This is a genomic window from Lawsonibacter sp. JLR.KK007 (assembly GCF_036941135.1).
In the GTDB taxonomy this organism is placed as follows: domain Bacteria; phylum Bacillota; class Clostridia; order Oscillospirales; family Oscillospiraceae; genus Lawsonibacter.
Genome location: NZ_JAYWSY010000002.1, coordinates 1,452,693 through 1,477,670, shown reverse-complemented (window position 1 = coordinate 1,477,670; position 24,978 = coordinate 1,452,693). Strand labels below are relative to the sequence as shown.

Annotated in this window: 25 protein-coding genes, 9 tRNA genes and 3 rRNA genes; 32 read left to right on the top strand and 5 right to left on the bottom strand. The window is 55.6% G+C overall.

The features are described from left to right. Nucleotides 1-21 precede the first annotated feature (21 nt). The 24 genes from mazG to VV088_RS17150 all read left to right on the top strand — a co-directional run bounded on the left by mazG (nucleotide 22) and on the right by VV088_RS17150 (nucleotide 15,585). Nucleotides 22-813, top strand: a complete 792-nt coding sequence (gene mazG / locus VV088_RS17265) for a nucleoside triphosphate pyrophosphohydrolase (protein ID WP_334601915.1) — start codon at nucleotides 22-24, stop codon at nucleotides 811-813. Nucleotides 814-931: 118 nt separating this feature from the next. Further along, nucleotides 932-1,207, top strand: a complete 276-nt coding sequence (locus VV088_RS17260; RefSeq protein WP_334601914.1) for an HU family DNA-binding protein — start codon at nucleotides 932-934, stop codon at nucleotides 1,205-1,207. Nucleotides 1,208-1,279: 72 nt separating this feature from the next. Next, nucleotides 1,280-1,522 (top strand): RNA-binding S4 domain-containing protein, encoded by a 243-nt coding sequence (locus VV088_RS17255; RefSeq protein WP_334601913.1) that lies wholly within the window; start codon nucleotides 1,280-1,282, stop codon nucleotides 1,520-1,522. Beyond that, nucleotides 1,519-2,580 (top strand): FAD:protein FMN transferase, encoded by a 1,062-nt coding sequence (locus VV088_RS17250; protein ID WP_334601912.1) that lies wholly within the window; start codon nucleotides 1,519-1,521, stop codon nucleotides 2,578-2,580. Before VV088_RS17255 ends, VV088_RS17250 begins: the two co-directional genes overlap by 4 nt. Next, nucleotides 2,577-2,945 (top strand): NusG domain II-containing protein, encoded by a 369-nt coding sequence (locus tag VV088_RS17245; protein WP_334601911.1) that lies wholly within the window; start codon nucleotides 2,577-2,579, stop codon nucleotides 2,943-2,945. Before VV088_RS17250 ends, VV088_RS17245 begins: the two co-directional genes overlap by 4 nt. After that, on the top strand, nucleotides 2,929-3,441 hold the full coding sequence (locus VV088_RS17240) for a Gx transporter family protein (RefSeq protein ID WP_334601909.1): 513 nt from the start codon (nucleotides 2,929-2,931) through the stop codon (nucleotides 3,439-3,441). The genes VV088_RS17245 and VV088_RS17240 overlap by 17 nt, the downstream gene beginning before the upstream one ends. A 217-nt stretch (nucleotides 3,442-3,658) precedes the next feature. After that, entirely contained in the window at nucleotides 3,659-5,167 is a 1,509-nt protein-coding gene (locus VV088_RS17235) for a spore germination protein (RefSeq protein ID WP_334601908.1), read from the top strand. Continuing rightward, nucleotides 5,164-6,243 carry a Ger(x)C family spore germination C-terminal domain-containing protein gene (locus VV088_RS17230; RefSeq protein WP_334601907.1) on the top strand — a complete coding sequence of 360 codons (1,080 nt, stop codon included), beginning with the start codon at nucleotides 5,164-5,166 and terminating at the stop codon, nucleotides 6,241-6,243. The genes VV088_RS17235 and VV088_RS17230 overlap by 4 nt, the downstream gene beginning before the upstream one ends. A gap of 13 nt (nucleotides 6,244-6,256) precedes the next feature. Then, nucleotides 6,257-7,339: a GerAB/ArcD/ProY family transporter gene (locus VV088_RS17225; RefSeq protein WP_334601906.1), complete on the top strand. Its 1,083-nt coding sequence runs from the start codon at nucleotides 6,257-6,259 to the stop codon at nucleotides 7,337-7,339. A gap of 430 nt (nucleotides 7,340-7,769) precedes the next feature. Beyond that, a 16S ribosomal RNA gene (locus VV088_RS17220) occupies nucleotides 7,770-9,300 on the top strand. 123 nt (nucleotides 9,301-9,423) lie between these two features. After that, a tRNA-Ile gene (locus tag VV088_RS17215) sits at nucleotides 9,424-9,500 on the top strand. A 17-nt stretch (nucleotides 9,501-9,517) separates the two neighbouring features. After that, nucleotides 9,518-9,593, top strand: a tRNA-Ala gene (locus tag VV088_RS17210). A gap of 244 nt (nucleotides 9,594-9,837) precedes the next feature. Next, nucleotides 9,838-12,677: ribosomal RNA gene (locus tag VV088_RS17205) — 23S ribosomal RNA — on the top strand. 90 nt (nucleotides 12,678-12,767) lie between these two features. Next, a tRNA-Lys gene (locus tag VV088_RS17200) sits at nucleotides 12,768-12,843 on the top strand. A 3-nt stretch (nucleotides 12,844-12,846) separates the two neighbouring features. Further along, a tRNA-Glu gene (locus VV088_RS17195) sits at nucleotides 12,847-12,921 on the top strand. 120 nt (nucleotides 12,922-13,041) lie between these two features. After that, nucleotides 13,042-13,157: ribosomal RNA gene (gene rrf, locus VV088_RS17190) — 5S ribosomal RNA — on the top strand. Together the 16S, 23S and 5S rRNA genes with 9 tRNA genes alongside form the textbook arrangement of a ribosomal RNA operon. 38 nt (nucleotides 13,158-13,195) lie before the next feature. After that, nucleotides 13,196-13,271 (top strand) — tRNA-Asn (locus VV088_RS17185). A 64-nt stretch (nucleotides 13,272-13,335) separates the two neighbouring features. Beyond that, nucleotides 13,336-13,412, top strand: a tRNA-Ile gene (locus VV088_RS17180). A 5-nt stretch (nucleotides 13,413-13,417) separates the two neighbouring features. Further along, a tRNA-Trp gene (locus VV088_RS17175) sits at nucleotides 13,418-13,493 on the top strand. A gap of 37 nt (nucleotides 13,494-13,530) precedes the next feature. After that, nucleotides 13,531-13,607: transfer RNA gene (locus VV088_RS17170), tRNA-Asp, on the top strand. A 5-nt stretch (nucleotides 13,608-13,612) separates the two neighbouring features. Next, nucleotides 13,613-13,688 (top strand) — tRNA-Thr (locus tag VV088_RS17165). Between the two features lie 140 nt (nucleotides 13,689-13,828). Continuing rightward, nucleotides 13,829-14,785 carry a RelA/SpoT domain-containing protein gene (locus VV088_RS17160; protein WP_334601905.1) on the top strand — a complete coding sequence of 319 codons (957 nt, stop codon included), beginning with the start codon at nucleotides 13,829-13,831 and terminating at the stop codon, nucleotides 14,783-14,785. Nucleotides 14,786-14,813: 28 nt separating this feature from the next. Next, nucleotides 14,814-15,038 carry a hypothetical protein gene (locus VV088_RS17155; RefSeq protein WP_334601904.1) on the top strand — a complete coding sequence of 75 codons (225 nt, stop codon included), beginning with the start codon at nucleotides 14,814-14,816 and terminating at the stop codon, nucleotides 15,036-15,038. Further along, entirely contained in the window at nucleotides 15,031-15,585 is a 555-nt protein-coding gene (locus VV088_RS17150; RefSeq protein ID WP_334601903.1) for a hypothetical protein, read from the top strand. Before VV088_RS17155 ends, VV088_RS17150 begins: the two co-directional genes overlap by 8 nt. Before the next feature lie 132 nt (nucleotides 15,586-15,717). Here VV088_RS17150 and VV088_RS17145 read toward each other — a convergent pair whose 3' ends face one another. The 4 genes from VV088_RS17145 to istA all read right to left on the bottom strand — a co-directional run bounded on the left by VV088_RS17145 (nucleotide 15,718) and on the right by istA (nucleotide 18,623). After that, nucleotides 15,718-16,011 carry a tyrosine-type recombinase/integrase gene (locus VV088_RS17145; protein WP_334601902.1) on the bottom strand — a complete coding sequence of 98 codons (294 nt, stop codon included), beginning with the start codon at nucleotides 16,009-16,011 and terminating at the stop codon, nucleotides 15,718-15,720. Nucleotides 16,012-16,094: 83 nt separating this feature from the next. Continuing rightward, nucleotides 16,095-16,295, bottom strand: a complete 201-nt coding sequence (locus VV088_RS17140; protein WP_334598924.1) for a hypothetical protein — start codon at nucleotides 16,293-16,295, stop codon at nucleotides 16,095-16,097. Then, a complete protein-coding gene (locus tag VV088_RS17135) occupies nucleotides 16,288-17,073 on the bottom strand; it encodes an ATP-binding protein (RefSeq protein ID WP_334598923.1) in 786 nt (261 codons plus the stop codon). The genes VV088_RS17140 and VV088_RS17135 overlap by 8 nt, the downstream gene beginning before the upstream one ends. Beyond that, nucleotides 17,073-18,623: an IS21 family transposase gene (gene istA, locus VV088_RS17130; RefSeq protein WP_161845261.1), complete on the bottom strand. Its 1,551-nt coding sequence runs from the start codon at nucleotides 18,621-18,623 to the stop codon at nucleotides 17,073-17,075. Before istA ends, VV088_RS17135 begins: the two co-directional genes overlap by 1 nt. 35 nt (nucleotides 18,624-18,658) lie before the next feature. Here istA and VV088_RS17125 point away from each other — a divergent pair, with 35 nt between their 5' ends. The 5 genes from VV088_RS17125 to VV088_RS17105 all read left to right on the top strand — a co-directional run bounded on the left by VV088_RS17125 (nucleotide 18,659) and on the right by VV088_RS17105 (nucleotide 22,165). Further along, nucleotides 18,659-19,591, top strand: a complete 933-nt coding sequence (locus VV088_RS17125) for a DUF932 domain-containing protein (protein WP_442913170.1) — start codon at nucleotides 18,659-18,661, stop codon at nucleotides 19,589-19,591. An 81-nt stretch (nucleotides 19,592-19,672) separates the two neighbouring features. After that, complete coding sequence (locus tag VV088_RS17120; protein ID WP_334601901.1) at nucleotides 19,673-20,617, top strand: YqaJ viral recombinase family nuclease; 945 nt, start codon at nucleotides 19,673-19,675, stop codon at nucleotides 20,615-20,617. Between the two features lie 12 nt (nucleotides 20,618-20,629). Next, nucleotides 20,630-21,403: a hypothetical protein gene (locus VV088_RS17115; RefSeq protein ID WP_334601900.1), complete on the top strand. Its 774-nt coding sequence runs from the start codon at nucleotides 20,630-20,632 to the stop codon at nucleotides 21,401-21,403. A 64-nt stretch (nucleotides 21,404-21,467) separates the two neighbouring features. Continuing rightward, entirely contained in the window at nucleotides 21,468-21,974 is a 507-nt protein-coding gene (locus VV088_RS17110; protein ID WP_334601899.1) for a hypothetical protein, read from the top strand. A 17-nt stretch (nucleotides 21,975-21,991) separates the two neighbouring features. Continuing rightward, on the top strand, nucleotides 21,992-22,165 hold the full coding sequence (locus VV088_RS17105) for a hypothetical protein (protein WP_334601898.1): 174 nt from the start codon (nucleotides 21,992-21,994) through the stop codon (nucleotides 22,163-22,165). A gap of 146 nt (nucleotides 22,166-22,311) precedes the next feature. Here VV088_RS17105 and VV088_RS17100 read toward each other — a convergent pair whose 3' ends face one another. After that, on the bottom strand, nucleotides 22,312-22,584 hold the full coding sequence (locus VV088_RS17100; protein ID WP_334601897.1) for a helix-turn-helix domain-containing protein: 273 nt from the start codon (nucleotides 22,582-22,584) through the stop codon (nucleotides 22,312-22,314). Nucleotides 22,585-22,789: 205 nt separating this feature from the next. Here VV088_RS17100 and VV088_RS17095 point away from each other — a divergent pair, with 205 nt between their 5' ends. Genes VV088_RS17095 through VV088_RS17085 form a run of 3 tightly spaced genes read left to right on the top strand, consistent with a single transcriptional unit; the run spans nucleotide 22,790 to nucleotide 24,931 of the window. Next, nucleotides 22,790-23,041 carry a hypothetical protein gene (locus VV088_RS17095; protein ID WP_334601896.1) on the top strand — a complete coding sequence of 84 codons (252 nt, stop codon included), beginning with the start codon at nucleotides 22,790-22,792 and terminating at the stop codon, nucleotides 23,039-23,041. Nucleotides 23,042-23,049: 8 nt separating this feature from the next. After that, a complete protein-coding gene (locus tag VV088_RS17090; protein ID WP_334601895.1) occupies nucleotides 23,050-24,681 on the top strand; it encodes a hypothetical protein in 1,632 nt (543 codons plus the stop codon). A gap of 40 nt (nucleotides 24,682-24,721) precedes the next feature. Next, nucleotides 24,722-24,931 (top strand): hypothetical protein, encoded by a 210-nt coding sequence (locus VV088_RS17085; RefSeq protein WP_334601894.1) that lies wholly within the window; start codon nucleotides 24,722-24,724, stop codon nucleotides 24,929-24,931. Nucleotides 24,932-24,978: the final 47 nt, after the last annotated feature.

The window sequence follows — 24,978 nt, the reverse complement described above, 5'->3', positions numbered from 1 at the left end:
ACTTGATAAGGAAGCGGAATTGTGGTAGATTTTCAAAGAGCGGAATCCTATAACATCCAAGATCTGCGCAAAATCATGGCGTTGCTCCGGGCTCCAGGCGGCTGTCCCTGGGATATGGCGCAGACCCATCAGTCCATCCGGGCCAACATGCTGGAGGAAGCCTATGAGGCCGCCGGCGCCATTGACTGCATGGACATGGACAATCTGAAGGAGGAGCTGGGCGATGTCCTGCTCCAGGTGGTGTTCCACGCCTGCATGGCTCAGGAGGCCGGTTACTTCACCTTTGACGACGTGGTGGACGGGATCTGCAAAAAGCTGATCTACCGCCACCCCCACGTCTTCGGGACGGTGGAAGCCAGGGACCCGGAGGGCGCGCTGTCCGCCTGGGACGCCCAGAAGCGGGCGGAGAAGGGCCAGAAAACCGCCGCCGACGCCCTGGACAGCGTGGCCCGCGCCCTGCCTGGGCTGACGAGGGCCTCCAAGCTTCAGAGCAAGGCGGCCAAGGCCGGCTTCGACTGGGAGGAGGTCTCTCCCGCTCTGGACAAGCTGTCGGAGGAGCTGGAGGAGCTGAAGACCGCCATCCGGGAGGGCTCCAACGTGGAGGAGGAGCTGGGCGATCTGCTGTTTGCTGCCGTCAAGGTTGGCCGCTTTGTCCAGGTGGACGGGGAGCAGGCCCTGCAGGGCGCCTGCGAGAAGTTCATCCGCCGGTTCCGGCGGGTGGAGCAGCTGGCGGAGGGTCCGATGGATGGGCTGGGCCTCCCGGCGCTGGAGGCGCTGTGGCGGCAGGCCAAGGAGGAAGAGAAGAGGGCTTAAATGTCCGGGATGGTCCTGCGTTTGCAGCTGTGAGCGCGGGTTCCGAAGGGCATTAAGTATATATTAAAATGGCAGTCTGGGATGCGGGCTGCCCGTACAATGCACAGGAGGAGAAACTATGAACAAAACTGAACTCATTGCGGCGGTGGCTGAAAAGGCTGAGATGTCCAAGAAGGACGCCGAAACGGCGGTGACCGCCACCATAGACGTCATTTCAGAATCCCTGCGCAGGGGGGAGAAGGTACAGCTGGTGGGCTTTGGCTCGTTTGAGGTCAAGACCCGTGCTGAGCGGACAGGGCGCAATCCCCAGACTAAGGAACCCATCCCCATCCCCGCCTCCAAGGCCCCGGTGTTCAAGGCCGGAAAGGCGCTGAAGGACGCGGTCGCTCGCTAAAAGGAACCAGATGATACAAGAAGAAGAGGGGCGCCGCGCCGCGGCGCTCCCCTGTTTTTTGGAGGAACTGCTATGCGATTGGACAAATGGTTGAAGGTATCCCGCCTGATCAAGCGCCGCACTGTGGCCAACGAGGCCTGCGACAACGACCGGGTGTCCGTCAATGGCCGGACGGTGAAGGCCAGCTACGACGTGAAGGTGGGAGATAAGCTGGAACTGAAATTCGGCGCCAACACTGTGAAGGTGGAGGTGCTGGTGGTGGCCGACAACGTGGGCAAGGCGGACGCCGCCGCCATGTACCGGGAGATCTTATGAAAAAAAGGCTGCTGTGCGCCCTGCTGGCGCTGAGCCTGTTCACCCTGCCGGGCTGCAAAAGGGACCCGGAGCCGGTGGAGGTCACGGCCTTCGCCATGGACACCGTCATGCAGCTGACCGCCTGCAGCGGGGACACAGGGGGGACCAGAGCCTTTTTAGGGGAGCTGACCGCCAGGCTGACGGAGCTGGACAGCCAGCTGTCCGCCACCCGGGAGGACAGCTTTGTCTATGCCGTCAACCACGCCGGCGGAGAGTGGGTCGAGGTGCCGGACAGCACGGTCCTTGCCCTGCTGCATGACGCCCTGTCCCTGTGCGAGGTCACCGGCGGGGCGCTGGATATTACCACATACCCGGCAGTGAAAGCCTGGGGCTTTACCGGGGAGGAGCGCCGGGTGCCCTCCCCTGCCGAGCTGGAGGCACTGGCGGAAAAGATTGACTACACTGCGGTGGCGCTGTCGGACTGGGCGGGAGAGGGGCGCCGGGGCGGCGCCGCCCTGCCCCAGGGCATGGAGATGGACCTGGGCGCGGTGGCCAAGGGCTTTGCGGGGGACCTGCTGGCCGGGGAGGTGCGGGAGGTGGGCATTACCTCCGCCCTGCTGGACCTGGGTCAGAGCACCATCGTGGCCGTGGGGAGCAAGCCCCAGGGAACCCCCTGGCGCATTGGAGTGGTGGACCCGGCCCAGCCGGGGAGCTGCTTCGCTGTGGTGGAGCTGGAGGACTGCGCCATGGGCACCTCCGGGGGCTACCAGCGGTATTTTGAACAGGACGGAATCACTTACTGGCACATCCTGGACCCGGACACCGCCGCCCCCGCCCGGTCCGGGCTGGCCTCGGTGACGGTGGTGTCCCCCTCCGCCCTCATCTGCGACGGCCTGTCCACCGCCCTGTTTGTCATGGGCCTGGAGGAGGGCGCTCAGTTTTGGCGAGACCACCCCGAGCTGGAGTTTGAGGCGGTCTTCGTGACGGAGGACGGGGAAATCTACTGCACCGCCGGGCTGGAGAGACGCTTCACCCTGGCGGAGGGCTTTGAGGACCGGGAGGTGACCGTGCTGGAATGAGGACCAAGGTGATAGTGTTCTGCCTTCTGGCGGCAGTGGCCGCCTCGGTGGCCTGGCTCCTGTTTTGCGGCGAGAGCACCGGTTCCCCCATTGCCCGCATCTCCCGAGAAGGCGTACTGCTGGAGGAGATCGACCTGAATCAGGTGGAGGAGTCCTACACCCTCACCTTTGAGGACGAGAGGGGGACCAACACCGTTTTGGTGGAGCCAGGCCGCATCCGCATCTCGGAGGCCGACTGCCCCGATCAGGTCTGCGTGAATCAGGGGTTCATCTCTGACGGGACGGTCCCCATTGTCTGTCTGCCCCACAGGCTCCTCGTCGAGATCGTGGGCGCGGAGGGTGACTTGGATGGCGGGGCCGGTTAAGGGGGCGGGACGGATCACCCGGCTGGCCCTGCTCACCGCCATGGCCCTGACCATTTTTCTGGTGGAGGCCCAGCTTCCCGCCCTGACCGCCATCCCCGGCATCAAGCTGGGGCTGGCGAACATCGTCACGGTATATGCCGTGTTCGACCTGGGGCCGGGAGACGCCCTGCTGGTGCTGTCCGGCCGGGTGTTTCTGGGGGCGGTGTTCTCCGGGCGGCCGATGACCCTCATCTACAGTGCCGCCGGGGGCCTTTTGAGCTGGTGCGTCCTGTGCCTGCTGAACAAGCTGCTCACCGGGGAGCAGCTCTGGCTGGCCAGCCCGGCGGCCGCCGTCTTCCACAACCTGGGCCAGCTTCTCGCTGCCGCCGCGGTGATGCGCACCTGGGCGGTGATGGCCTACCTCCCCTACCTCATTATCGCCGCCGTTCTGGCCGGACTGTTCACCGGCGCGGCGGCCCAGGCGTTGATCAAACGCTTGAAAACGCTGGAAAAATAGCGGACCGCTCATGGCGGTCCGCTGTTTTGCGTCAGATGACCGCCTCCTTTTCGTTTGCCTTCAGCATACCCGATTCCCTGTGATTTGACAACCAGCCGCCGGGTTCTTTTTGTCAACCGTGCGTTGCGGCCCTTGGGGCGCAAGAGGTTTGAAAAACGGACTGCGGCGCATAAATTTTGTTCTGCACGGTACACTAAGCCAAAAGGAGGGCGTTTTTATGTCCAGACAACGTGAAGCCAACGCGCCCCACCCCAGGCAGGAGCCCCGCATTCCCGGCCCACTGTCCCTGGCCCGGCTGGAGGAGGTTTTCTCGGACTGCGCGGACTTCTCCAAGCGGGAGGTCTACCTCCACGGGGACAGCGGGCGCAAGGCGGTGGTGTGCTACATTGACGGCCAAGCCCGGTCGGAGCGGCTGAACGACTATGTCCTGCGCCCCCTGGCCCAGGACCCCGCACTGGCCACCGTCCCCGAGAGCCAGCTCTTCGACCTGCTGGAAAAGGGGGCGCTCTACGCCCACGGGGCCAAGCGGGAGACGGAGGCCGATCCGGTGGTCTTCGCCCTGATCAACGGCAGCTGCGCCCTCTTCCTGGAGGGCAGGGACGACTGCCTGGTCTTCCCCGTGGCCACCGAGGAGAAGCGGTCGGTGGGCGAGCCGGAGAATGAGCCCGCCCTGAAGGGGGCCAGGGACTCCTTTGTGGAGAGCCTGCGCACCAACACCTCCCTGATCCGCCGCCGCCTGCGGGCCCCGGAGCTGAAGATCCGGGAGCACATTGTGGGCCGGCAGTCCCTCACCCCGGTGGACGTGCTGTGGATCGACGGCATCGCCGACCCGGATACGGTGGCCCTGCTGGAGGAGCGGCTGGACGCCATCGACATCGACGGCGTGGAGGCGGCAGGGAATCTGGAGGAATATCTGGTGGACAGCGAACGATCCCCCTTCCCCCTCATGCCCTACACCCAGCGGCCCGACCGCTTCTGCCAGGGCCTTCTGGAGGGCCGGGTGGGCCTGTTTGCCGACGGCATCCCCCTGGGCTGGGTGCTCCCCGGCACCATCGACCAGTTTTTCAAGACCGGACAGGACCGGGCCTACCACTGGCTGGCGGCCTCCGCCCTGAGCGTCGTCCGCTGGCTGTGCGCCCTAATCACCCTGCTGGTGCCGGGGCTGTATATCGCCCTGGTCACCTTTCACCCGGAGGCCATCCCGCCCAAGCTGGCCCTGTCCATTGTGGCCGCCAAGCAGGAGGTCCCCTTCTCTACCATCTTTGAGGTGCTCATCATGCTCCTGGCCTTTGAGGTGGTCCAGGAGGCGGGCCTCCGTCTGCCCACCCCCATCGGCTCCACTGTCTCCATCCTGGGGGGACTGGTGGTGGGCAACGCGGCGGTGGATGCCCACATCGTCTCCCCCGCCGTCCTCATAGCAGTGGCCATCGCCGGGATCGCAGGGTACACCATGCCCTCCCAGGACTTCGGCAGCGCCCTGCGGCTGTGGCGGTTCCTGTTGGCCATTCTGGCCAGCTTGGGCGGACTGACCGGCCTGGCCCTGGGCTGCGCCGCCCTCATCTACCATCTGGCGGGACTGGAGTCCTTCGGCGTGCCCTATCTGGCGCCCTTCACCACCGGGACCCGGGTGCCCAGAGGCCACCCCAGCCTGTTCCGCCTGCCTCTGCCCAGAATGAAGTGGCGGGACGGCGCGGTGAAGACCCAAAACAGGAGGAATCAGCGATGAAACGAGGGTGGATGGCGCCGCTGGCGCTGAGCCTGCTGCTGACTGGCTGCTCCGGACTGCCTGCCGCTCGGGAAATGGGGGACATGGCACTTCTGCGCACCATGGGGATCGACGCGGCGGCCAATGGTGTGGCGGTCACCGGCTCCACCGGCCCCCGGGCCAAGGGTCTCCAGGCGGAGGACGAGCCCGCCCTGATTCTGTCAGCGGACCGGGAGTCCCTCAGCGGGGCCTGCCTGGCCATGCAGGGTCAGAGCGACAGCTACGTCTTTTTCGGCTATGTGGACCAGCTCCTCCTTGGACAGGAGCTGGCCGAGCGGGGAGTCCAGCCGGTGCTGGACTACTTTTCGCGGGACGCGGAGCTGGGCCTGGGGGCGCAGCTGTGGCTGGTCCGGGGGGCCGCGGCCCGCGAGGCGGTCTCCTCCGGCGGAGACAAGGGGGTGGACAGCCGTCTGGAGACCCTCCAGACGGACAGCGATATGGGGATCGCCTCCATAACGCGGACCGCCGGGGAGGTCTACACCGACCTGCTGGAGCTGGGGTCCGCCTTTGTCCCCGCCCTCTCCCCTGCCGGGGATGAGACCGCCGTCCTGACAGAGCGGGGCTACGGAGTCCTGAACGGGGACAGACTGGTTGGCTTTCTGGACGGTGAGGCGGCAAAGGGGCTGGAGCTGCTGGCCGGAGGCCCCTCGGCGGATGTTTTGGAGGCAGAGCTGGCCCAAAACCGGGTGTCCGTCAAGGTCGTGTCCGCCAGCACCAAAAGTGAGCTGGAGGTGCAGGGAGGCGTCCTCTCGGGGCTGAAGCTGACCTGCAGGGTGGAAGCGCGCCTGTCGGAGTATCAGAGGCATCCGGACGAGGCGGCGGTGCAGGCCCTGAAGACCGGGCTGGAGCAGCGGGAGCGCCTTCGCCTGGAGGCGGCGCTGGAGCGGCTGCAGGAGCTGGGGACAGACTGCACCGGCCTGGGGGCCAGGGCTGGCATCGCCCGCCCGGCGCTGTGGCAGAGGGTCCAAAGGGACTGGGCGGACCGGTTCGCAGAGCTGCCGGTGGAGCTTCAGGTCCAGGTGACCGTCCACAAATAAAGCGGGAGGAACTATGGAAGAGGAAAAAATCTCCAGGACACAGCTTATGGCCCTGCTGTGGGCCGGGGTCATGGCGCCCGCCGCGGAGCTGCTGCCAGCCCTGCTCCTGTCGGGAGCAGGAAAGGGCGCGTGGCTGGCCGTAGTGCTGGCCGCGCCGCTGGTGCTGGCGGCGGGGTGGATCATGGGCTCGCTGGCGGGCCAAGATGGTCTGGCCCGGAGCATAACCGGAGGGCTGGGGAAATGGGCCGGCGGGGCGGCGCTGCTATTATATATAGTATGGGGGCTGCTCCTGCTGGCCCTCCGCCTGCGGCTGTGCGCCCAGCGGCTGCTGAACTCGGGGGAGCGGGACGGCGCGCTGTGGTTTTTTCTGCTGGCAGCGGCGGCGGTACTGCTGTGGATCGGCCGGGGGAAGCTGGCCGCCTTTGCCCGGGCGGGACAGCTCTTTTTAGCGGCCCTGCTGGTGACGGCGGGGACGGTGCTCCTGCTCTCGCTGGTTCAGGCGAAACCGGAACGGCTCCTGCCGCTGTGGTGGCAGCCGGCCGGGCCAGTGCTTCAGGCGGCCCTGTCCGCCGCCGGCGTAATGGGCTGGGGACTGTTCCTCCCCTTCCTGATGGGGAACGTGCGGGACCAAGGGGAGAAGAAAAATTGGCACTGGCTGTTCTGGGGACTGGGGGGAGCTCTGCTCCTGGCGGCGGCGCAGGCCGTGATCCTGGGCAATCTGGGGGTGCGGTTGGCGGCCCGCCTGGACAATCCCTTTTTCGCGCTGGCCAAAAGCATAGGTGTGGAGGGGGCCTTCCAGCGGGTGGAGGGGGTGGTCACCGCCCTGTGGACCTTTGCCGACCTGACTATGGGAGGTATCCTGATCTTCGCGGTCCGGGCAATGGCGGCCGAGTTCCTGCCAGGGAGAGCGCTGCCCTGGGTCCCCTGGGGAGCGGCTGTGCTGGGTACGGCGGGGGCGCTGCTGCTGTTTCCCGCTCTGGGAGATGCGGAAACCTGGAACCGGCAGTTGGTCCCTGCGGTCAATTTGATTTTGGGCGTCCTCCTGCCAGCGCTGCTGCTGGCAGTGGAAAGGCTGCTTCGAAAAAGGGCGAAATAAGGCATATCTTGTGGGTGCGTTCTGATTCGGACCGAAGATATTGATGAACAGAAAAAATCTGAAAAAAAATAAAAAAACCTGAAAAAAACGCTTGACAAAAAGCGGCAGGAGTGGTAATCTATGCAAGTCGCCCGGCAAGAGCGGCAGCCACAGCGGAGCAGCGAATGAGAGCGCAAAAAAGATTAAAAAAATCTGAAAAAAGTGCTTGACAAAGCGAAAACGATGTGGTAAGATAATCCCCGCCGCCGAACGAGAGCGGTGTGCACCTTGTAAATTAAACAACGAGACAAACACGAAGCACCAGAAGGATTGGTTGTTAAGTGAGCTTTGAAAAAAGCTTGTTTGGACAACGTCAATTAATTTCTAAGAAGCAAGGAATAGCTTCAATAAGAGTGATTTATTCGGGCTGAAAGGCCCGTATAGATACCATTTTATTGAGAGTTTGATCCTGGCTCAGGATGAACGCTGGCGGCGTGCTTAACACATGCAAGTCGAACGGAACACCCTTGAAGGAGTTTTCGGACAACTGAGAGGACTGTTTAGTGGCGGACGGGTGAGTAACGCGTGAGTAACCTGCCTTGGAGTGGGGAATAACACAGAGAAATTTGTGCTAATACCGCATAATGCAGCTGAGTCGCATGGCTCTGGCTGCCAAAGATTTATCGCTCTGAGATGGACTCGCGTCTGATTAGCTAGTTGGCGGGGTAACGGCCCACCAAGGCGACGATCAGTAGCCGGACTGAGAGGTTGGCCGGCCACATTGGGACTGAGACACGGCCCAGACTCCTACGGGAGGCAGCAGTGGGGAATATTGGGCAATGGGCGCAAGCCTGACCCAGCAACGCCGCGTGAAGGAAGAAGGCTTTCGGGTTGTAAACTTCTTTTCTCAGGGACGAAGCAAGTGACGGTACCTGAGGAATAAGCCACGGCTAACTACGTGCCAGCAGCCGCGGTAATACGTAGGTGGCAAGCGTTATCCGGATTTACTGGGTGTAAAGGGCGTGTAGGCGGGAAAGCAAGTCAGATGTGAAAACCATGGGCTCAACCTGTGGCCTGCATTTGAAACTGTTTTTCTTGAGTACTGGAGAGGCAGACGGAATTCCTAGTGTAGCGGTGAAATGCGTAGATATTAGGAGGAACACCAGTGGCGAAGGCGGTCTGCTGGACAGCAACTGACGCTGAGGCGCGAAAGCGTGGGGAGCAAACAGGATTAGATACCCTGGTAGTCCACGCTGTAAACGATGGATACTAGGTGTGGGGGGACTGACCCCCTCCGTGCCGCAGTTAACACAATAAGTATCCCACCTGGGGAGTACGATCGCAAGGTTGAAACTCAAAGGAATTGACGGGGGCCCGCACAAGCGGTGGAGTATGTGGTTTAATTCGAAGCAACGCGAAGAACCTTACCAGGGCTTGACATCCCACGGACAGATGTAGAGATACATCCTTCCCTTCGGGGACTGTGGTGACAGGTGGTGCATGGTTGTCGTCAGCTCGTGTCGTGAGATGTTGGGTTAAGTCCCGCAACGAGCGCAACCCTTATTGTTAGTTGCTACGCAAGAGCACTCTAGCGAGACTGCCGTTGACAAAACGGAGGAAGGTGGGGACGACGTCAAATCATCATGCCCCTTATGTCCTGGGCCACACACGTACTACAATGGTGGTCAACAGAGGGAAGCAATGCCGCGAGGCGGAGCAAATCCCTAAAAGCCATCCCAGTTCGGATCGCAGGCTGCAACCCGCCTGCGTGAAGTTGGAATCGCTAGTAATCGCGGATCAGCATGCCGCGGTGAATACGTTCCCGGGCCTTGTACACACCGCCCGTCACACCATGAGAGTCGGGAACACCCGAAGTCCGTAGCCTAACCGCAAGGGGGGCGCGGCCGAAGGTGGGTTCGATAATTGGGGTGAAGTCGTAACAAGGTAGCCGTTCGAGAACGAGCGGCTGGATCACCTCCTTTCTAAGGAGACCTCGAGCAGCAAGCAGCTGTTCGTAAAAATCCTAGGTCAGCCTTCAGGAGCAGAGTGGATGTCACGTTGTTTAATTTAGAGGGCGCACGCCGCACAGGAGAGCGGTGTCCGACGGGCCCATAGCTCAGCTGGCTAGAGCGCACGACTGATAATCGTGAGGTCGGTGGTTCGAGTCCACTTGGGCCCACCACCCAACTTAAGCGGTACGGGGGTTTAGCTCAGCTGGTAGAGCACCTGCTTTGCAAGCAGGGGGTCACCGGTTCGAATCCGATAACCTCCACCATTGAGATTGGATCGAAGTGTTCGTCCAATAGGGTGAGCATTTCGATCTGACCTCGAAAGAGGTTGGAGCCTGCACCTTGAAAACTGAACAGTGAAGCAAAGCAAGAAATTGCGAGCAAGCAACAGAGAGGTAACAAAGTTTTAAACGTGGAACTTTAAAAAAGGGTAACACAAAAACTACAATGAACCAAATCTGAGGCCTGCATAATTCTTGTGAGAACCAATATCTCTGAAAAGAGATGATAGGTCAAGCTATAAAGAGCGCAAGGGGAATGCCTTGGCATCAAGAGCCGAAGAAGGTCGTGACAAGCTGCGATAAGCCGTGGGGAGCTGCACATAAGCGTTATATCCACGGATCACCGAATGGGGAAACCCGGCAGAGCAATACTCTGTCAACCTGCGTTGAATCAAATAGGCGTAGGTGGGGAACCGCCTGAACTGAAACATCTAAGTAGGGCGAGGAAGAGAAATCAACAGAGATTCCGCTAGTAGTGGCGAGCGAACGCGGAAGAGGGCAAACCGGAGGATTTATCCTCCGGGGTTGTGGACTGATATAACGGTTTAATAGGTTAGACGAACGGTATGGGAAGGCCGGCCATAGCGGGTGAGAGCCCCGTAGTCGAAAACTGATTTAGACCAGTCAGGATCCAGAGTACCGCAGGACACGTGAAACCCTGTGGGAAACAGGGGGGACCACCCTCCAACCCTAAATACTACTTGATGACCGATAGAGGAGCAGTACCGTGAGGGAAAGGTGAAAAGGACCCCGGGAGGGGAGTGAAATAGAACCTGAAACCTTGTGCTTACAAGCACTCAGAGCACGTTAAGGTGTGATGAGGTACTTTTTGTAGAACGGTCCGGCGAGTTATTGTACGTGGCAAGCTTAAGGTGTTAAGCACTGAAGGCGAAGCGAGAGCGAGTCTGAATAGGGCGAAAAAGTCGTGTGCAATAGACCCGAAACCAGGTGACCTATCCATGGGCAGGTTGAAGTGGAGGTAAAACTCCATGGAGGACCGAACCGACCCCCGTTGCAATGGTGGCGGATGACCTGTGGATAGCGGAGAAATTCTAATCGAACTTGGAGATAGCTGGTTCTCCCCGAAATAGCTTTAGGGCTAGCGTTGATTTAGATTACCGGAGGTAAAGCACTGAATGGGCTAGGGGCTGATAAAGTTACTGAACCCTATCAAACTCTGAATGCCGGCTAATTGATGATCAGCAGTCAGACTACGTGAGATAAGTCTCGTGGTCAAAAGGGAAACAGCCCAGACCCACAGCTAAGGTCCCAAATACATGCTAAGTGGAAAACGATGTGGAGTTGCGAAAACAACCAGGATGTTGGCTTAGAAGCAGCCACTCATTAAAAGAGTGCGTAATAGCTCACTGGTCGAGTGACTCTGCGCGGAAAATGTAACGGGGCTAAGCATGTAACCGAAGCTTGGGATGCAGCAATGCGTGGTAGGGGAGCGTCGAATACGGGGTGAAGTCAGAGCGGAAGCACTGGTGGACTGTATTCGAGTGAGAATGCCGGAATGAGTAGCGAGAATTATGTGGGAATCATAATGGCCGAAAATCTAAGGTTTCTTGGGGAAGGTTCGTCCGCCCAAGGTAAGCCGGGGGCTAAGGCGAGGCCGAGAGGCGTAGTCGATGCACATACGGTTGAAATTCCGTAGCCACCGAAACTTAAACCAGAAGGACACTTGGAGCTATCCGGACCCGGGCGTTGGTTGACCCGGGCGAAAGGGACCGAAATTAAGTAGGGAAGCCGGAGAATGACGAGGCGAGAAAAGTTCTGGGGAATGCTAAGGTGCCCGTACCGCAAACCGACACAGGTAGATGAGGAGAGGATCCTAAGGCCAACGGGAGAAGGGTTGTTAAGGAACTCGGCAAAATTACCCCGTAACTTCGGGATAAGGGGAGCCCCTGTAATGGGGGCCGCAGAGAATAGGCCCAAGCGACTGTTTACCAAAAACACAGGTCTATGCTAAATCGAAAGATGACGTATATGGGCTGACGCCTGCCCGGTGCTGGAAGGTTAAGAGGAGGGCTTAGCGCAAGCGAAGGTCTGAATTGAAGCCCCAGTAAACGGCGGCCGTAACTATAACGGTCCTAAGGTAGCGAAATTCCTTGTCAGGTAAGTTCTGACCCGCACGAATGGCGTAACGATTTGGGCGCTGTCTCAACAGCCCACCCGGCGAAATTGTAGTACCGGTGAAGATGCCGGTTACCCGCAACTAGACGGAAAGACCCCATGGAGCTTTACTGTAGCTTAATACTGAGGATTGGTAAATGATGTACAGGATAGGTGGGAGACTTGGAAGCGAGGCCGTTAGGTCGCGTGGAGTCAACCTTGGGATACCACCCTTGATTTACTGGTTTTCTAACCTGCGGCCGTGAATCCGGTCGGGGGACACTGTTAGGTGGGCAGTTTGACTGGGGCGGTCGCCTCCTAAAAGGTAACGGAGGCGCTCAAAGGTTCGTTCAGCACGGACGGAAATCGTGCAGTGAGTGTAAACGCATAAACGAGCCTAACTGCGACACCGACGGGTGGAGCAGTAACGAAAGTTGGAGTTAGTGATCCGGCGGTATGCAAGTGGAAGTGCCGTCGCTCAACGGATAAAAGCTACCCTGGGGATAACAGGCTGATCTCCCCCAAGCGTCCACAGCGACGGGGAGGTTTGGCACCTCGATGTCGGCTCGTCACATCCTGGGGCTGAATTCGGTCCCAAGGGTTCGGCTGTTCGCCGATTAAAGTGGCACGCGAGCTGGGTTCAGAACGTCGTGAGACAGTTCGGTCCCTATCTGTTGCGGGCGTAAGAGATTTGAAGGGAGCTGTCCTTAGTACGAGAGGACCGGGATGGACAGACCTCTGGTGCATCAGTTGTCCTGCCAAGGGCACAGCTGGGTAGCTACGTCTGGACGAGATAAACGCTGAAAGCATCTAAGCGTGAAACTCCCCCTAAGATAAGATCTCTCATCCTTTAAGGAGTAAGGCTCGACGTAGACTATGTCGTTGATAGGTCGGAGGTGGAAGCACGGTAACGTGTGTAGCTGACCGATACTAATAAGCCGAGGGCTTGACCTACAATTGGTTATGAGCATGGAGAATGCAGGCGCTTGCAAGCGATGGAAAGTTGTTTCACTGTTCGGTTTTCAGGGCGCAGGAAGCGCAGATGCGCCTTTAGCTCAGTTGGTAGAGCAACTGACTCTTAATCAGTGGGTCCCGGGTTCGAATCCCTGAAGGCGCACCATATGGCCCGTTGGTCAAGCGGTTAAGACGGCGGCCTCTCACGCCGCAAACATGGGTTCGATTCCCGTACGGGTCACCAATTTTAAAAAGTTTTTCTTGACTTTTTGCGAGAATTGGGTATAATGTTTACTGTTGAAAAGACGGTAAGGAGAGAAAAATAGATTTTTTCTTTGCTTACTTTCTTTTCGAAGAAAGTGTAGTTGGTGTTGATTAGGGCGAGGGTCCACCCGTTCCCATTCCGAACACGGAAGTTAAGCTCGTTTCTGCCGAAAATACTTGTCTGGAGACGGACCGGGAAGATAGGTAATGCCAACACAAAGGGTCCAGCCCGCTGGGCCGGACCCTTTTCTTATGCCTCCTTAGCTCAGTCGGTAGAGCATGCGGCTGTTAACCGCAGGGTCGTTGGTTCGAGTCCAACAGGTGGCGCCAAAAGCGGCTTGCCGCCAGATTTTGACGGCAAGCCGTTCTTTCCAAAATAAGGTGTCACGGCCATGGGCCTTTAGCTCAGTTGGTTAGAGCAGCCGGCTCATAACCGGCCGGTCCACGGTTCGAGCCCGTGAAGGCCCACCATATTTAGGGGTATAGCTCAGCAGGTAGAGCAGCGGTCTCCAAAACCGCGTGCCGAGGGTTCGATTCCTTCTGCCCCTGCCATGTGAGTTACAGATTTTTCTGTTTCAATATTAGAAATGGCGCGGTAGTTCAGTTGGTTAGAACGCCGGCCTGTCACGCCGGAGGTCGAGGGTTCAAGTCCCTTCCGCGTCGCCATTTATGCTGCTATAGCTCAGTCGGTAGAGCGCATCCTTGGTAAGGATGAGGTCTCCAGTTCAAATCTGGATAGCAGCTCCAGCTAAAAGCCTTGTGTCTTAGCAGATACAAGGCTTTTGATTTATAAGAATTTCTTTGCGGTACTGTTGAATGACTACTATTTGACTACTAAGTTCGATGAAATTTTATGTATGAGTTAGAGAGAAAAGTGGTGGCTATAATTGAATCAACAAGAGTTTTCTCTTGAAGAGTTGAAGCGGAGGTTTCATATTACAGATGATAATATTCGTGCATCTGGTTTGACGGTTGATGAATACACGAAGATTTATAGGCATTATCTCTCTATTTATGATGATGAAATTGAGCGTGTTAGAAATGATTTTTTATCCGAAGTTTTTTTAAAAAATGTGCCAGGTGTTCATTCTGTCTCCTCCCGATGTAAAGATGCCTATCACCTGATCGAAAAGATTATTCGGAAAAAAAGTAACAATGATGCAAAATATCGAGGGCTTAATGCCGAGAATTACTATAAGTTTATTACTGATTTAATTGGTGTGCGGCTTTTGATAGTTTATAAGTCAGATTGGATTAAAGTTCATAATTTTTTGTTGAGTAAATTTGAAAACAATGAGGCAAACTATCTGTCTGATGATACTTATTTAAGTTCATTTGTTGAAGATATAAGCCGTACTTATATCGCAGAGCGACCGAAAGTGTATATTCGTCCCGGAGATGATGAGCATTTTTATGTAGGGATTTCCGGGATAAAATTAGAAAGTGAGAGAGGCTATTATCGGTCGATACATTATATCATAAAATATGGCGGATATTATATAGAGGTTCAAGTGCGTAGTATTTTTGAGGAAGCTTGGGGTGAGGTTGATCACGATGTCCTCTACCCCCTCTATAAGGATAGTAAATGTTTGGTTCAATACTCGAAGTTGCTGAATAGGCTTGCTGGGCTTGCGGATGAAATGAGTGATTATTTTAAGCATGAAGTGAAGAAAGAGCCTAGTGGAGGGTTTTCGTATAGGGACGTGCCTGATTTTTTGATGGAAGAGCGAGAAGATCGGGAGACTCAATCAGCAATTAAAATTGAGAATGTTGATGAGCAACTGAATATATCGGTGAATCAAAAAACATTAAAGGGAGTGGAAGATGAAGTGTTGGAACAGTAGAAACTAAATTATATTAGGAGGGGTAACAATGAAAGAGCGGGTTTTAGATCTTGTCCCTGAGGAACTCAAAAATCAAGGGACTAAGTCGATGGAACAGATAAAAAATGGAAACATCAGACGGCATACTCTGCATAATGATAATCCTGATTTAGTCCGCAAACGAGGGATGTATTTGCAACAGTATTTACGATATTTAAAGACCCGCAATTTTTCCTTGTTAATGGAGTGTGAAGGTGCGGAAATCTATGATTAATATTCAGGCTGTTTATGGGAAATATGATGAGCTGATTGCAGAATTTGGGGAGCAGGAGATTCAAGAACAGATTTCATGTCTGTTGTTGCAATGTAAAGAATTTATAAGAAGATTGCACGCAGAAGATGTAGTGGTTGTTAATACTAGACTGCTTACCCACGCTGTTTTGGATTATTACTCTGATGTTTCTCGCTTAAAGTCTTTTCATAAGATTCAAAATATCAATGATATTAAAGACCTTGCTTATAAGGCACATTGGATTTTGAAGAGAAGACCATTGCAAATTTCTGTAGATAGTCAAGAGGATGATACCTTAACGTTTATAAATGAAAAGTTTATTATGTCCTTGATTTCATCGTACTTTTTGTCAGATGATGTAGCGGCACCTATAGTAGACGAAACCCTTACTATTTACCGGAATTTTCTGAATAGTTTCTTTTATGCACTTAAATTCCGGAATTTGGATGCCCAGGCTATTGAGTTATTAATTCTTGGATTTTGTGCGGGGCGCCATCTAGGAAAAGATGAAGGAAAATCTACACGGTGAATGTTGAGGGTAAAACTCCAATTCAACTTTAAAAAGTTTCCAGAAAAGTTCTTAGTGCCAATAGCCTTCGAGGCTTTTGATTAAATAAATCCCGCTGTAGAGTTCGGTTGACTACTACAGCGGGATTTTTGGCTACTGAGAGTGCTTTTCCAGCAAAGTTTCAAGGGCATCGGCAGCCTTGCGGTCACTTTCTTGGAGAGCGTGAGCGTAGATATTCATGGTTGTAGAGGTCTGTGAATGTCCAAGCCGTGTAGAGACAGTTTTAACATCCTGCTGGCTGGCAATCAAGAGCGTGGCCGAAGTGTGACGCAACCCATGGAAAGGAATGTGGGGAAGCTGCTGTTCGGTGGGCTTGTCCTTATTGTAACGAGTAATGGTTGCATATACCGGACCGAGAGCCCCGTCTGCACGGAGTATTAGCCCCACCCTGCCGGAAAGGAGCCCCACTATTCCACGAGCAGTTTTAGAGGAAAGGCCCTGCCAGCCGAGGCGGCGGGCAGAGCCAGGGATCAGTGATCGCAGTCGGGGATGGGGATACCGTTGGCAGTCAAAACAGTCTCCAGTAATTGAGTGCGATTCAGGTAAAAGTGTAATTCCTCCCGCATGGCATAGAAGATTTCCAAGGATTCCCGTTCCGCTTCACGCAGGATCATCAAATCCAATTCAAGGTCACAGGGGGAATCGGAGGGATTGAAGGGGCAGTCAGGCATCCTGCTCAGCGCCTTTGGCGCGGGAAGACTTCAGGCCATTACGTTCCCGCATGGAGACGCGGCCTTCAACCAGGACCTCATAGGCGTTGTGGATGATGCGGTCCATGATTGCCTCGGAAACGGGGCTGCCGGAGTCAGGATTGGGATCAATGCGTGTATACCAGCCCTCAGACTGGTACTGGGTGCAGAAAATCATGGAGCGCTGGCAGCGGGCCTCCACGATTTCCAGCAGGTCATAGGACTCCTGGGGGGAGAGCGGCCGGATGAGCCACTCGTCCAGAATGAGTAGATCCACCTTCTTGTAGGAGGCCAGACACTTCTTCAATTCGCCGCCGCTGCGGGCAATGCTCAGCTCGTCGAGGAGCTCCGGCATACGGACATAGCGGACCTTCTTGAACCGGCGGCAGGCGGCGTTGCCCAAGGCGCAGGCAATGTATGTCTTGCCGTTGCCGGAAGCGCCTTTGAGGATGATGTGGTGGCCCTCGTCCACAAATTTGCAGGTGGAGAAGCGCAGCATCTGAGCCTTGTCCAGCTTTCTGTCCTCGTAGTACGAAATCTCTTCCACCGCAGCGAACGGGGCGGCGAAGTGGGCGTTGTGAATGAGCCGCTTCACCGTGTTGGTCTGGCGGCGGTTCCACTCGGCAGTCACCAGCAGCCCCAGCCGGTCCTCAAAGCCGAGTTCATTGAATGAGGAGTCCTGTAATTGGCTGGACAGCTCCGCCGCCATGGCGGTCATCTTCATTCCAACCAGCATGTCAATGGTTGCCTGGAGTACCATCAGCCCTCGCCTCCCTTCCGGAAATAGGAGGCTCCGCGTGTAATGCCGAAGCGGTTGGAATCGTTGGGCTTGTCCTGCGGGGCTGCTTTCGCGGGCCGGTCCTGGCCGTTTTTCAAGAGGCTGCTAATGTTGCGGACAGAGGGCGCTGCGCTGTACGCAAGGATCCGCCCACAGGCGTTTTCCAGACGCTCTCTGCCATAGCGCTCTCCCAGCTTTGTCAGGCTGGCACAGGCTTTGTAGCCCTGCTCCGGGGCTGTCCCGGAGGTCAGGAAGTGTTGGATCACCTTCTCCGTCATGGGTCCCACAGACATGGCCCAGCGGCTGAAATCGCCGGCGTTATATGTCAGATACTTCTGGTGCGCCAGCGGCATATGCTCCAGCTTTACCAGCGGCTCGCGCTGGATCGTCTGCAAGCGGCGGTGGCTGGCGACACGACTGCCATGGTAGAATACCTCCACCGCAGTCTTTGTCACACGAATATCCACTTTTTCGCCAATCAGGTTGTACGGCACAGAGTACTTGTTCCTGCCGTCAGATACCAGATAATCGTTGGGGACCTTGGCAACGGACCAGACAGCCGCTTCAAAGGGCACAGCAGGCAATGGCAGCATGTACGGTTTCTCTTCCTCCAGCCAGGCGCTGCGGCGTGTGCCCGCCATCCGCTGGAACGGGCGGTTGTTCAGTTCCTCCAGCTTTTCCGCTATGGCCTCGTTCATCTCGCGGATGGAGAAGAACTTCCGCTCACGCAGCGCCGCAATGATCCATGTCTGGGCAAAACGCACAGATGCTTCCGCTGCGCTCTTGTCCTGGGGCTTGCGGACGCGAGCCGGAACGATTGCCGTGCCGTAGTATTCGGCCAGCTCCTGGTAGCTGCGGTTGAGCACAGTCTCGTATCGGGTGTTAGCCGTAGTGGCTGTCTTGCAGTTGTCCGGAATCAGCAGCCGTGTCACACCGCCAAAATACTGGAAGGCATGGACGTGGCAGGACAGCCAGTTCTCTGTCTTCATGTCCTCACAGACCTCCGCATAGGTGTAGCAGCTGCACGGCAGCACGGCCATGAACAAGTACGCCGGGCTCTGTTTACCGGTTACCAGATCATATACCGGAAGGGTATCGCCCGCCCAGTCCACCTGCATGGCGTCTCCCGGCTTGTGCTGGATGCGCATGGTGGCCTTCGTCACCCGCGCCCACCTCCGGTACTTGTCCCCAAACTGCGTGCTCATGTACGGCGTTTCCCCAGCCTCATGGCACTTCCGGCAGTATTCCTCCCACAAAAGCGCCATGGTCACCCCAGGCTTCGCCAGCTCCCGGTGAATGTACGGATAGTCCGGCTCCACATACCGGCACCCGCTCTTATACTTACCAGGGAACAGAATCTCCTCCAGCTCTGCGTTGGTGATGTCATCATCCAGCGGCCACGCGATTTGCTTCTCCTTTGCTGCTTGCAGAACGCTGCGGACGGTGTGCCGCGAACAATGTACCGTTGATTCGATTGTTCGTTGGCTGTGGTTGAGGCTATCCAGTCTCAAGATCTCCAGATAGTTTGGCATGGTGGGACCTCCAATTGATATAGTCACAGTTTCCTGTGCTACGCCAATTATACAGGTCCCTTTCTTTACTTTCGTGGAGTGGGGCTCCCTTCCGGCAGGGTGGGGCTAAAATTCCGTGCAGATGGAGCTGCTGGTCCGGTGTATGCAATTGGGAGGTCGTCCAGACGGACGTTTACACTGGAGATGGCTCCCTGATCGCTGGCTACAAGGCCAATCTCCGCAGCACCGACAACGCTCCCTTGGGTATCGTGTCCGACCGCTACAAAGTGGTGCAGAACGAGGACGCTTTCCAGTTTACCGATGACCTGCTGGGGGCTGGCGTGACCTACGAGACTGCCGGGGCCTTGCAGGGAGGCCGCAAGGTCTGGATGCTGGCTCGTATGTCCCACCGCTACATCATCGCAGGGGACGAGATTGCCCCCTATCTGGTGGTGATGAACTCCCACGATGGCAGCTCCGGTATCAAAGTCGCTATGACCCCCATCCGTGTTGTCTGCCAGAACACCCTTAATCTGGCCCTCAACAGCGCAAAGCGTATCTGGACTACCAAGCACACCGAGAACGTCATGCTCCGTGTCCATGAGGCCGAGGAAACCCTTGGGTTGGCCGAGAAGTACATGAGCGAGCTGGGCCGGGGCATTGATACCCTGTCCCAGATCAAACTGCCTGACCGGAAGATCATGGAGCTCATGCAGGAGTTCTTCCCTGTCACTGCTGATATGCCGGAAGTCCAGCGCAAGAACAATCTGCGTCTGCTGGAGGACATGAAAATGCGGTACTGGGACGCTCCCGACCTGTCCAGCGTGGGCAAGAATGGCTACCGCTTTGTCAACGCTGTCAGCGATTTTGCCACACACTCTAATCCCATCCGCAAGACCAAGAACTACAACGAGAACCTGTTCCTGCGGACGGTGGAGGGCAACCCCATGATCGACAAGGCATACAAAATGGTGCTGGCGGCGGCATGATGTGTAAATGGACATATAGAGGGCGTGCGGCCTGTGGCTGTGCGTCCCCTGTCCCTATTTTGATGAAAGTGAGGTTTTGATATGCCAGCGAACATTTTAGTTTCTACCGAAAATCTGCCCTATGCGGACTGGCTGGAGTACCGCAAGCAGGGCATCGGCGGTTCGGACGCTTCTGTAGTCTGCGGGATCAACCGCTACAAGTCCCCCGTGGAGCTGTGGCTGGATAAGACCGACCAGCTCCCGCCCCAGGAGGCCGGGGAGGCCGCTTACTGGGGTACGCAGTTGGAACCGTTTGTCCGGGCCGAGTTCACCAAGCGCACCGGAATCGAGGTCAAGCAGTTCAAGCATCTTCTCCAGAGCGAGGAACACCCCTTCATGCTGGCGAATCTGGACGGTATCTGTGAAGTCCCGGACGTTGGGACGTGTATTTTCGAGGCCAAGACAGCCTCCGCCTACAAGGCTGGCGAATGGGAGGACACCATCCCGGATGAATACCAACTTCAAATCCAGCACTACATGGCCGTTACCGGGTATGCCGGGGCCTATATCGCCGTGCTGATCGGCGGCAATACCTTCCGCTGGAAATTCGTGGAGCGTGACGAGGAATTGATCTCCATGCTCATTGAGTTGGAGGCCGCTTTCTGGAATCATGTGCAAGACCTCACGCCCCCGCCGCTGGACGGCTCGGACGCTTCGACCAGGTTCCTGTCCGAGCGATTCCCCAACGGCAAGCCCAAGTCTCAAATTACGCTCCCCGACGCCGCCTCCGCTCTTCTGGCCCAGTATGACGATGCCTGTGAACAGTTGGAGATCGTCACCGAGCAAAAGCATAAGGCCGAAAATCTGCTGAAAGAAATGATGGGCGAGAATGAGGTCGGCACCGCCGGGGGCCGTGTCATCACTTGGAAAAGCGTGTCTCAGGAGCGGTTGGACAGTAAGACCCTGAAAGCGGAACACCCGACTTTGTATAAGAAGTACGCCAACAAATCATCGTACCGCCGTTTCACCATCAAAGCGGCAAGCTAAAGGAGGTTCATCATGGACAACACAGCACTCAAAGGCCGCATAAGCGGGAAGATTCAGGAGTTGCAGCAGCCCGGAGAAGTGGCCGCTGCTCCCGATACCTCGCTGGCCCCTGCGAACTCCGCTTATCTGGCCCTGACCAGCAACGCTCTTGACATCATCCGGGCCAACCTGAAAAGCCAGCCCCTGACCCTCGACCTGTTCGATTTGGTCAAAAGTCCGTCCGGTGGCTCCACGGTGTTTGAAGTGCCGGGGCTGGCCGGGAATGAAGCGGAAAAGGAGCTGGTTGGGATCGTCCTGGACTACACCACGCCCCGGGCCTATTGGGATACCCCTGACCCGGTGGAGGGTACGCCGCCCGTCTGCATGAGCCAGAACAGCATTATTTCCTTTGACGGAAAAGCGTGCGCTCACTGTCCCTACAACGACTTCGGTTCCAAGGACGGCGAGAGCAACGCCAAAGCCTGCAAGGAATCGGTGCTGCTGTTCCTGCTGCGGCCCGACAATATCATCCCGCTGCTGGTACGGGTTCCCGTGACCAGCAAGCCCAGGTTCCTGAAATACTCTACCCGGCTGCTGAGTACCCTGCGGCCTATCAACAGCATTGTCACCAGGATCACCTTGGAGAAAGCCACCAGCAAGCAGGGCAAGCCATACGCCCTGTTTAACTTCGAGGCGGTCAGCGTCCTCACCCCGGAGGAGGCCGCCAACGCCAAAACCTACGCACAGCAGTTCATGGAGATCGTGAACGCCGCTCAGTTGGTGCCGGAGTTGGCGGAGGCCAGCTAAATAAAACAAGCTATGCCCTCTTATTATGCCCTTTATGCCCTATCACTGAAAGGAGTTGAACACAATGAGAGCCTTGCGTCCTATGATAAAAGAGGAACGGGGGTTTGCGGAGCAGCACCATGAACTGGTGATTGACTTTCTCCGCTGTAAACGCCTCCCGATGGATGATTTTTATGACATCGTGATTTTCGGCTATCTCTCCGCTGTGCAGCAGTATTTCCGCAACCCGCCCGCCGGAGTGAAGTTCAAGGCGATGGCGTTCCAGGCCATGAAGGATTCCATCCTCCGGGATGGCGAGTACAATGCATGTGCCAAACGCTGCGCTTACATTATCAGCCTGGACGACATGAATGTCCAAGACCCAAAGCAGGATACGGAGCGGCAGATCGAGGACAAGGCCCTTCTGGAGCAGGTGGTGAGCGTTGCCACGCCGAAAGAGGCAAAAATTATTAGCTTCCTGGTGGATGGCTTTGCGCTGCGTGAGGCCGCCCAACGTTTGAAGATGCCGAAGGCTGTTGCCGTTAGCTGCATGGAAAACTTTTATTGTCGGGCCAAAGCTGCTAACGACTGAGACGGGAGGATTTGGCCATGAAAGTCCAGGCGTATATCCACAGTCTGAAGGACAAGGAGCATGACTGTCATGTACTGGGCGAGGCCGAGATTATCAGGTGCATTGGCGATAACCTGTATCTGGCCGAGGTCAACGGCGTTCGGTGTACGGCGGATCTTCAATTTCTTCACCGGGGCTTATTATGTCGATGATGTGTATGGGATTCATCCGATAGAAAATTTAGTGTAGCCAGCAATTTTGCCATAAAAATGTGGGAAACGTGGGGAACTCCCACATTTCCCACGTTTTCACAACACTACCACACCTGTACTCAACTCTCTAACGTTGCGGTAAATATCTACTCCTTGTTTTTCCTTATACCTTGTCTGTAGTTTAAATGTAAAAAACCATCCGCATCACGGCCTTCTTCATCTACCATTACTAAAATATCTCCCGGTTCACATTTTAGCAAATCGCAAATCTTACCAATATTTTGCAATGATATCGCCTTGCCCTCACGCAAGGATTGAAGCACGCCTTCCGCTAACAACCTCTCTTTACGCAATCTATTCGTATTGTAACCATGGTTCTTCAGTTCTTCCAAAATATTTTTCTTGTATGCAATCGGCATATCTTCGTTTCCTCCCTTAATAGCAGTTTTCTAAGTTCACTTCCCTACCGTACATATATCATATCATATTTTTGCACAGAAAGCAAAGTAATATTGTACAAGTTTACACTTTGAAATTACTTGTATTCTTGTGTAATTCAATGTCTTGACATTGGGCGGATGTTTGTGTAATATTGAGGTACGCCAATTTGAGGGAGGAGATTCTATGGCAGAAATAAATGGCGAGTTTCCCAGATATACCGAACCAAACAAGAAAAGCGGCCAAAAAAAGGGAAAAACAAAAAAGCTCAAACGAAAACTGAGGGAGATGGAATACAAACTGAAATATCAGAAAAAACTCGCTAAGGAGCATAACAAACGCTGTAAGGCGGAAACCGAACTCCAGTTTACAAAAATGCTTCTTCAAAACAATGGCAACCCGCCCGAATCATTCTTCGTCTTACGAAAAAGGCGGTGATGATCTGAGTGACTGACATTACCTTACCACAGGAAGGATTGCAGTCTGGAGGATTCCCGATTGCCAATTTTGACGTTACCCATGCAAAGCCGCTGCGCGATATAAGCACTTGCACCCGGTTGGAGGCCATTGAACTACGCATTGAAGCACCCGACTGTACTTACGATCTAATCGTAGACCCCCGCCAATCTATTTCGGCGCAAATCCTCAGCTCTATCCCAACTTGCCGTGTTCTAAGCACAAGCAATTACAGTTCAATCGATGCTCATATTATCCACATGGCAACCACATCAAAAGACCATGGGTTATTTTGCCGTAGCTTTGGTCTAAACCAGCTATACGATGGCACATGGATATTCGTAGCTGGGAGCGAGATATTAGGCAACTGCAGCGAACACATTATCACAGTTCACCCGGCAATTTCCTCAATTCATCTGGCCGGTGATAGGGTTGAAAGTGAGAAGTCAGCAATTACAAGGTTGATTCGGGAGATCGAACGCACCCCCCTCACGGTCTGGCCCACATTCTCATACACGCTACTCTGCTCCATGCGTTCCCAAGTTACCGCCCTCGGGTTGACAACCTTCCCGGCCTTGTATGTCGCAGGACAGCAGGGCTATGGCAAGACCATGTTGGTTTCCCGCTATTGCCTGTTGTATGACATAACAGACGGTGTTCTATCTAAGCCCTGCGGCAAATTGGACGCCAATTCGACCGCTAAAGGCGTAATCAGAGAAATCAGCGAGTATCGGGATCAGGTAATATTAGTTGATGATCTGGCAAAGGGCAGCACCCCATCCGTTCAGCGGGAACGGCAAAAACTCATGGCGGAGGTGCTGCGCTTTGCCACAAACGGCGGAACACGAAAAACCGCAGCCATGCTTCCAGACGGCGGAACCTATGACTGTCAAAGCGGTGTCGCTTTTACAGGGGAAATCCCCCTGACAGCGGCCTCTGATCTGACCCGCATCATTGAAGTGCAACTAACCAAACCAATGCGTGATGGTCTGGCAACAGACCGAATAGCCGCAGCCAAAGCGTTTCGAGCCTGGATGGTTTGGCTCCTGCCTCACATAGACGCCGAGTTGCTGGCCCTTAGCCGTCAGCTCGCTTCCATAACAGGTAATGACGAAGCCAGGCTGGAAACCTCCAAAATACTCCTGCTGTGGAGTACGGAACTGTTTTATCGGTTTGCTTTGGAGGCAGATATTGTTAGCCAGTCCTACTATCAATCCGCTATCTGCGAGGCCACCCAGGTCTTTGAAAACTTACTGTCCGCTCAAGCAAAAAAGGTCAGCTGTATTCAAAACAGCGTACCCCAGGGCAATCTTTGCTGGTATATCCTCCAAGGCTATCATAACGGAGCGTTTCATATCGTACCACGCAAGAAGCTGAACAGCAACGAAGATTGCGTAGTTGAAAAGGACGCCCTATGTATCCGTACAGAAACCCTGTTGTCCTATCTGCGGAGAAAGACAAGCCTTGGCTCCCTGTCCAGTAAAGAAATGACAAAGGAACTCTGTATAGAAGGTGTGTTGGAAAGCCGCTCAGAAATGCGGAACGCCGCAAAAAGGATTCATGGAAAGCGTTATCTGGAGCTTCCTTTTGCCGCTCTGCAAAACGGCGCCAAACACTACTAAACACATAAGCCAAAACGCAATGAGAAAGGAATGATATTCTATGGTCTGTCAAGTCGGTACAATTCGTGAGGTTCATCATCGGCTCATGCAAGAGGGCTACCGGGTCAGCGAATGCGCCCTGCGCAGATGGATAAAGGAAGGGAAACTTCCCGCTATCCATACAGGCAACAAGGCGCTGATCTCCTATAACAAGGTTCTGGAAATTCTGGAGGGAATCTCTTCCACCACATTTACAGCCGCTATAATCTGAATCTGTCACCGTCCCCACCCTGCGGAACTCCTGCGAGGCGGGGACGA

What these genes read in the sequence shown, in the direction of transcription:
- VV088_RS17085 (WP_334601894.1), top strand. Translation starts at nt 24,722, where the DNA reads ATGGTCTGTCAAGTCGGTACAATTCGTGAGGTTCATCATCGGCTCATG.
- VV088_RS17135 (WP_334598923.1), bottom strand. Translation starts at nt 17,073, where the DNA reads ATGGTACTCCAGGCAACCATTGACATGCTGGTTGGAATGAAGATGACC.
- VV088_RS17235 (WP_334601908.1), top strand. Translation starts at nt 3,659, where the DNA reads ATGTCCAGACAACGTGAAGCCAACGCGCCCCACCCCAGGCAGGAGCCC.
- VV088_RS17260 (WP_334601914.1), top strand. Translation starts at nt 932, where the DNA reads ATGAACAAAACTGAACTCATTGCGGCGGTGGCTGAAAAGGCTGAGATG.
- VV088_RS17100 (WP_334601897.1), bottom strand. Translation starts at nt 22,584, where the DNA reads ATGCCGATTGCATACAAGAAAAATATTTTGGAAGAACTGAAGAACCAT.
- istA (WP_161845261.1), bottom strand. Translation starts at nt 18,623, where the DNA reads ATGCCAAACTATCTGGAGATCTTGAGACTGGATAGCCTCAACCACAGC.
- VV088_RS17230 (WP_334601907.1), top strand. Translation starts at nt 5,164, where the DNA reads ATGAAACGAGGGTGGATGGCGCCGCTGGCGCTGAGCCTGCTGCTGACT.
- VV088_RS17245 (WP_334601911.1), top strand. Translation starts at nt 2,577, where the DNA reads ATGAGGACCAAGGTGATAGTGTTCTGCCTTCTGGCGGCAGTGGCCGCC.
- VV088_RS17155 (WP_334601904.1), top strand. Translation starts at nt 14,814, where the DNA reads ATGAAAGAGCGGGTTTTAGATCTTGTCCCTGAGGAACTCAAAAATCAA.
- VV088_RS17225 (WP_334601906.1), top strand. Translation starts at nt 6,257, where the DNA reads ATGGAAGAGGAAAAAATCTCCAGGACACAGCTTATGGCCCTGCTGTGG.
- VV088_RS17140 (WP_334598924.1), bottom strand. Translation starts at nt 16,295, where the DNA reads ATGCCTGACTGCCCCTTCAATCCCTCCGATTCCCCCTGTGACCTTGAA.
- VV088_RS17150 (WP_334601903.1), top strand. Translation starts at nt 15,031, where the DNA reads ATGATTAATATTCAGGCTGTTTATGGGAAATATGATGAGCTGATTGCA.
- VV088_RS17095 (WP_334601896.1), top strand. Translation starts at nt 22,790, where the DNA reads ATGGCAGAAATAAATGGCGAGTTTCCCAGATATACCGAACCAAACAAG.
- VV088_RS17250 (WP_334601912.1), top strand. Translation starts at nt 1,519, where the DNA reads ATGAAAAAAAGGCTGCTGTGCGCCCTGCTGGCGCTGAGCCTGTTCACC.
- VV088_RS17255 (WP_334601913.1), top strand. Translation starts at nt 1,280, where the DNA reads ATGCGATTGGACAAATGGTTGAAGGTATCCCGCCTGATCAAGCGCCGC.
- VV088_RS17105 (WP_334601898.1), top strand. Translation starts at nt 21,992, where the DNA reads ATGAAAGTCCAGGCGTATATCCACAGTCTGAAGGACAAGGAGCATGAC.
- VV088_RS17110 (WP_334601899.1), top strand. Translation starts at nt 21,468, where the DNA reads ATGAGAGCCTTGCGTCCTATGATAAAAGAGGAACGGGGGTTTGCGGAG.
- VV088_RS17120 (WP_334601901.1), top strand. Translation starts at nt 19,673, where the DNA reads ATGCCAGCGAACATTTTAGTTTCTACCGAAAATCTGCCCTATGCGGAC.
- VV088_RS17240 (WP_334601909.1), top strand. Translation starts at nt 2,929, where the DNA reads ATGGCGGGGCCGGTTAAGGGGGCGGGACGGATCACCCGGCTGGCCCTG.
- VV088_RS17115 (WP_334601900.1), top strand. Translation starts at nt 20,630, where the DNA reads ATGGACAACACAGCACTCAAAGGCCGCATAAGCGGGAAGATTCAGGAG.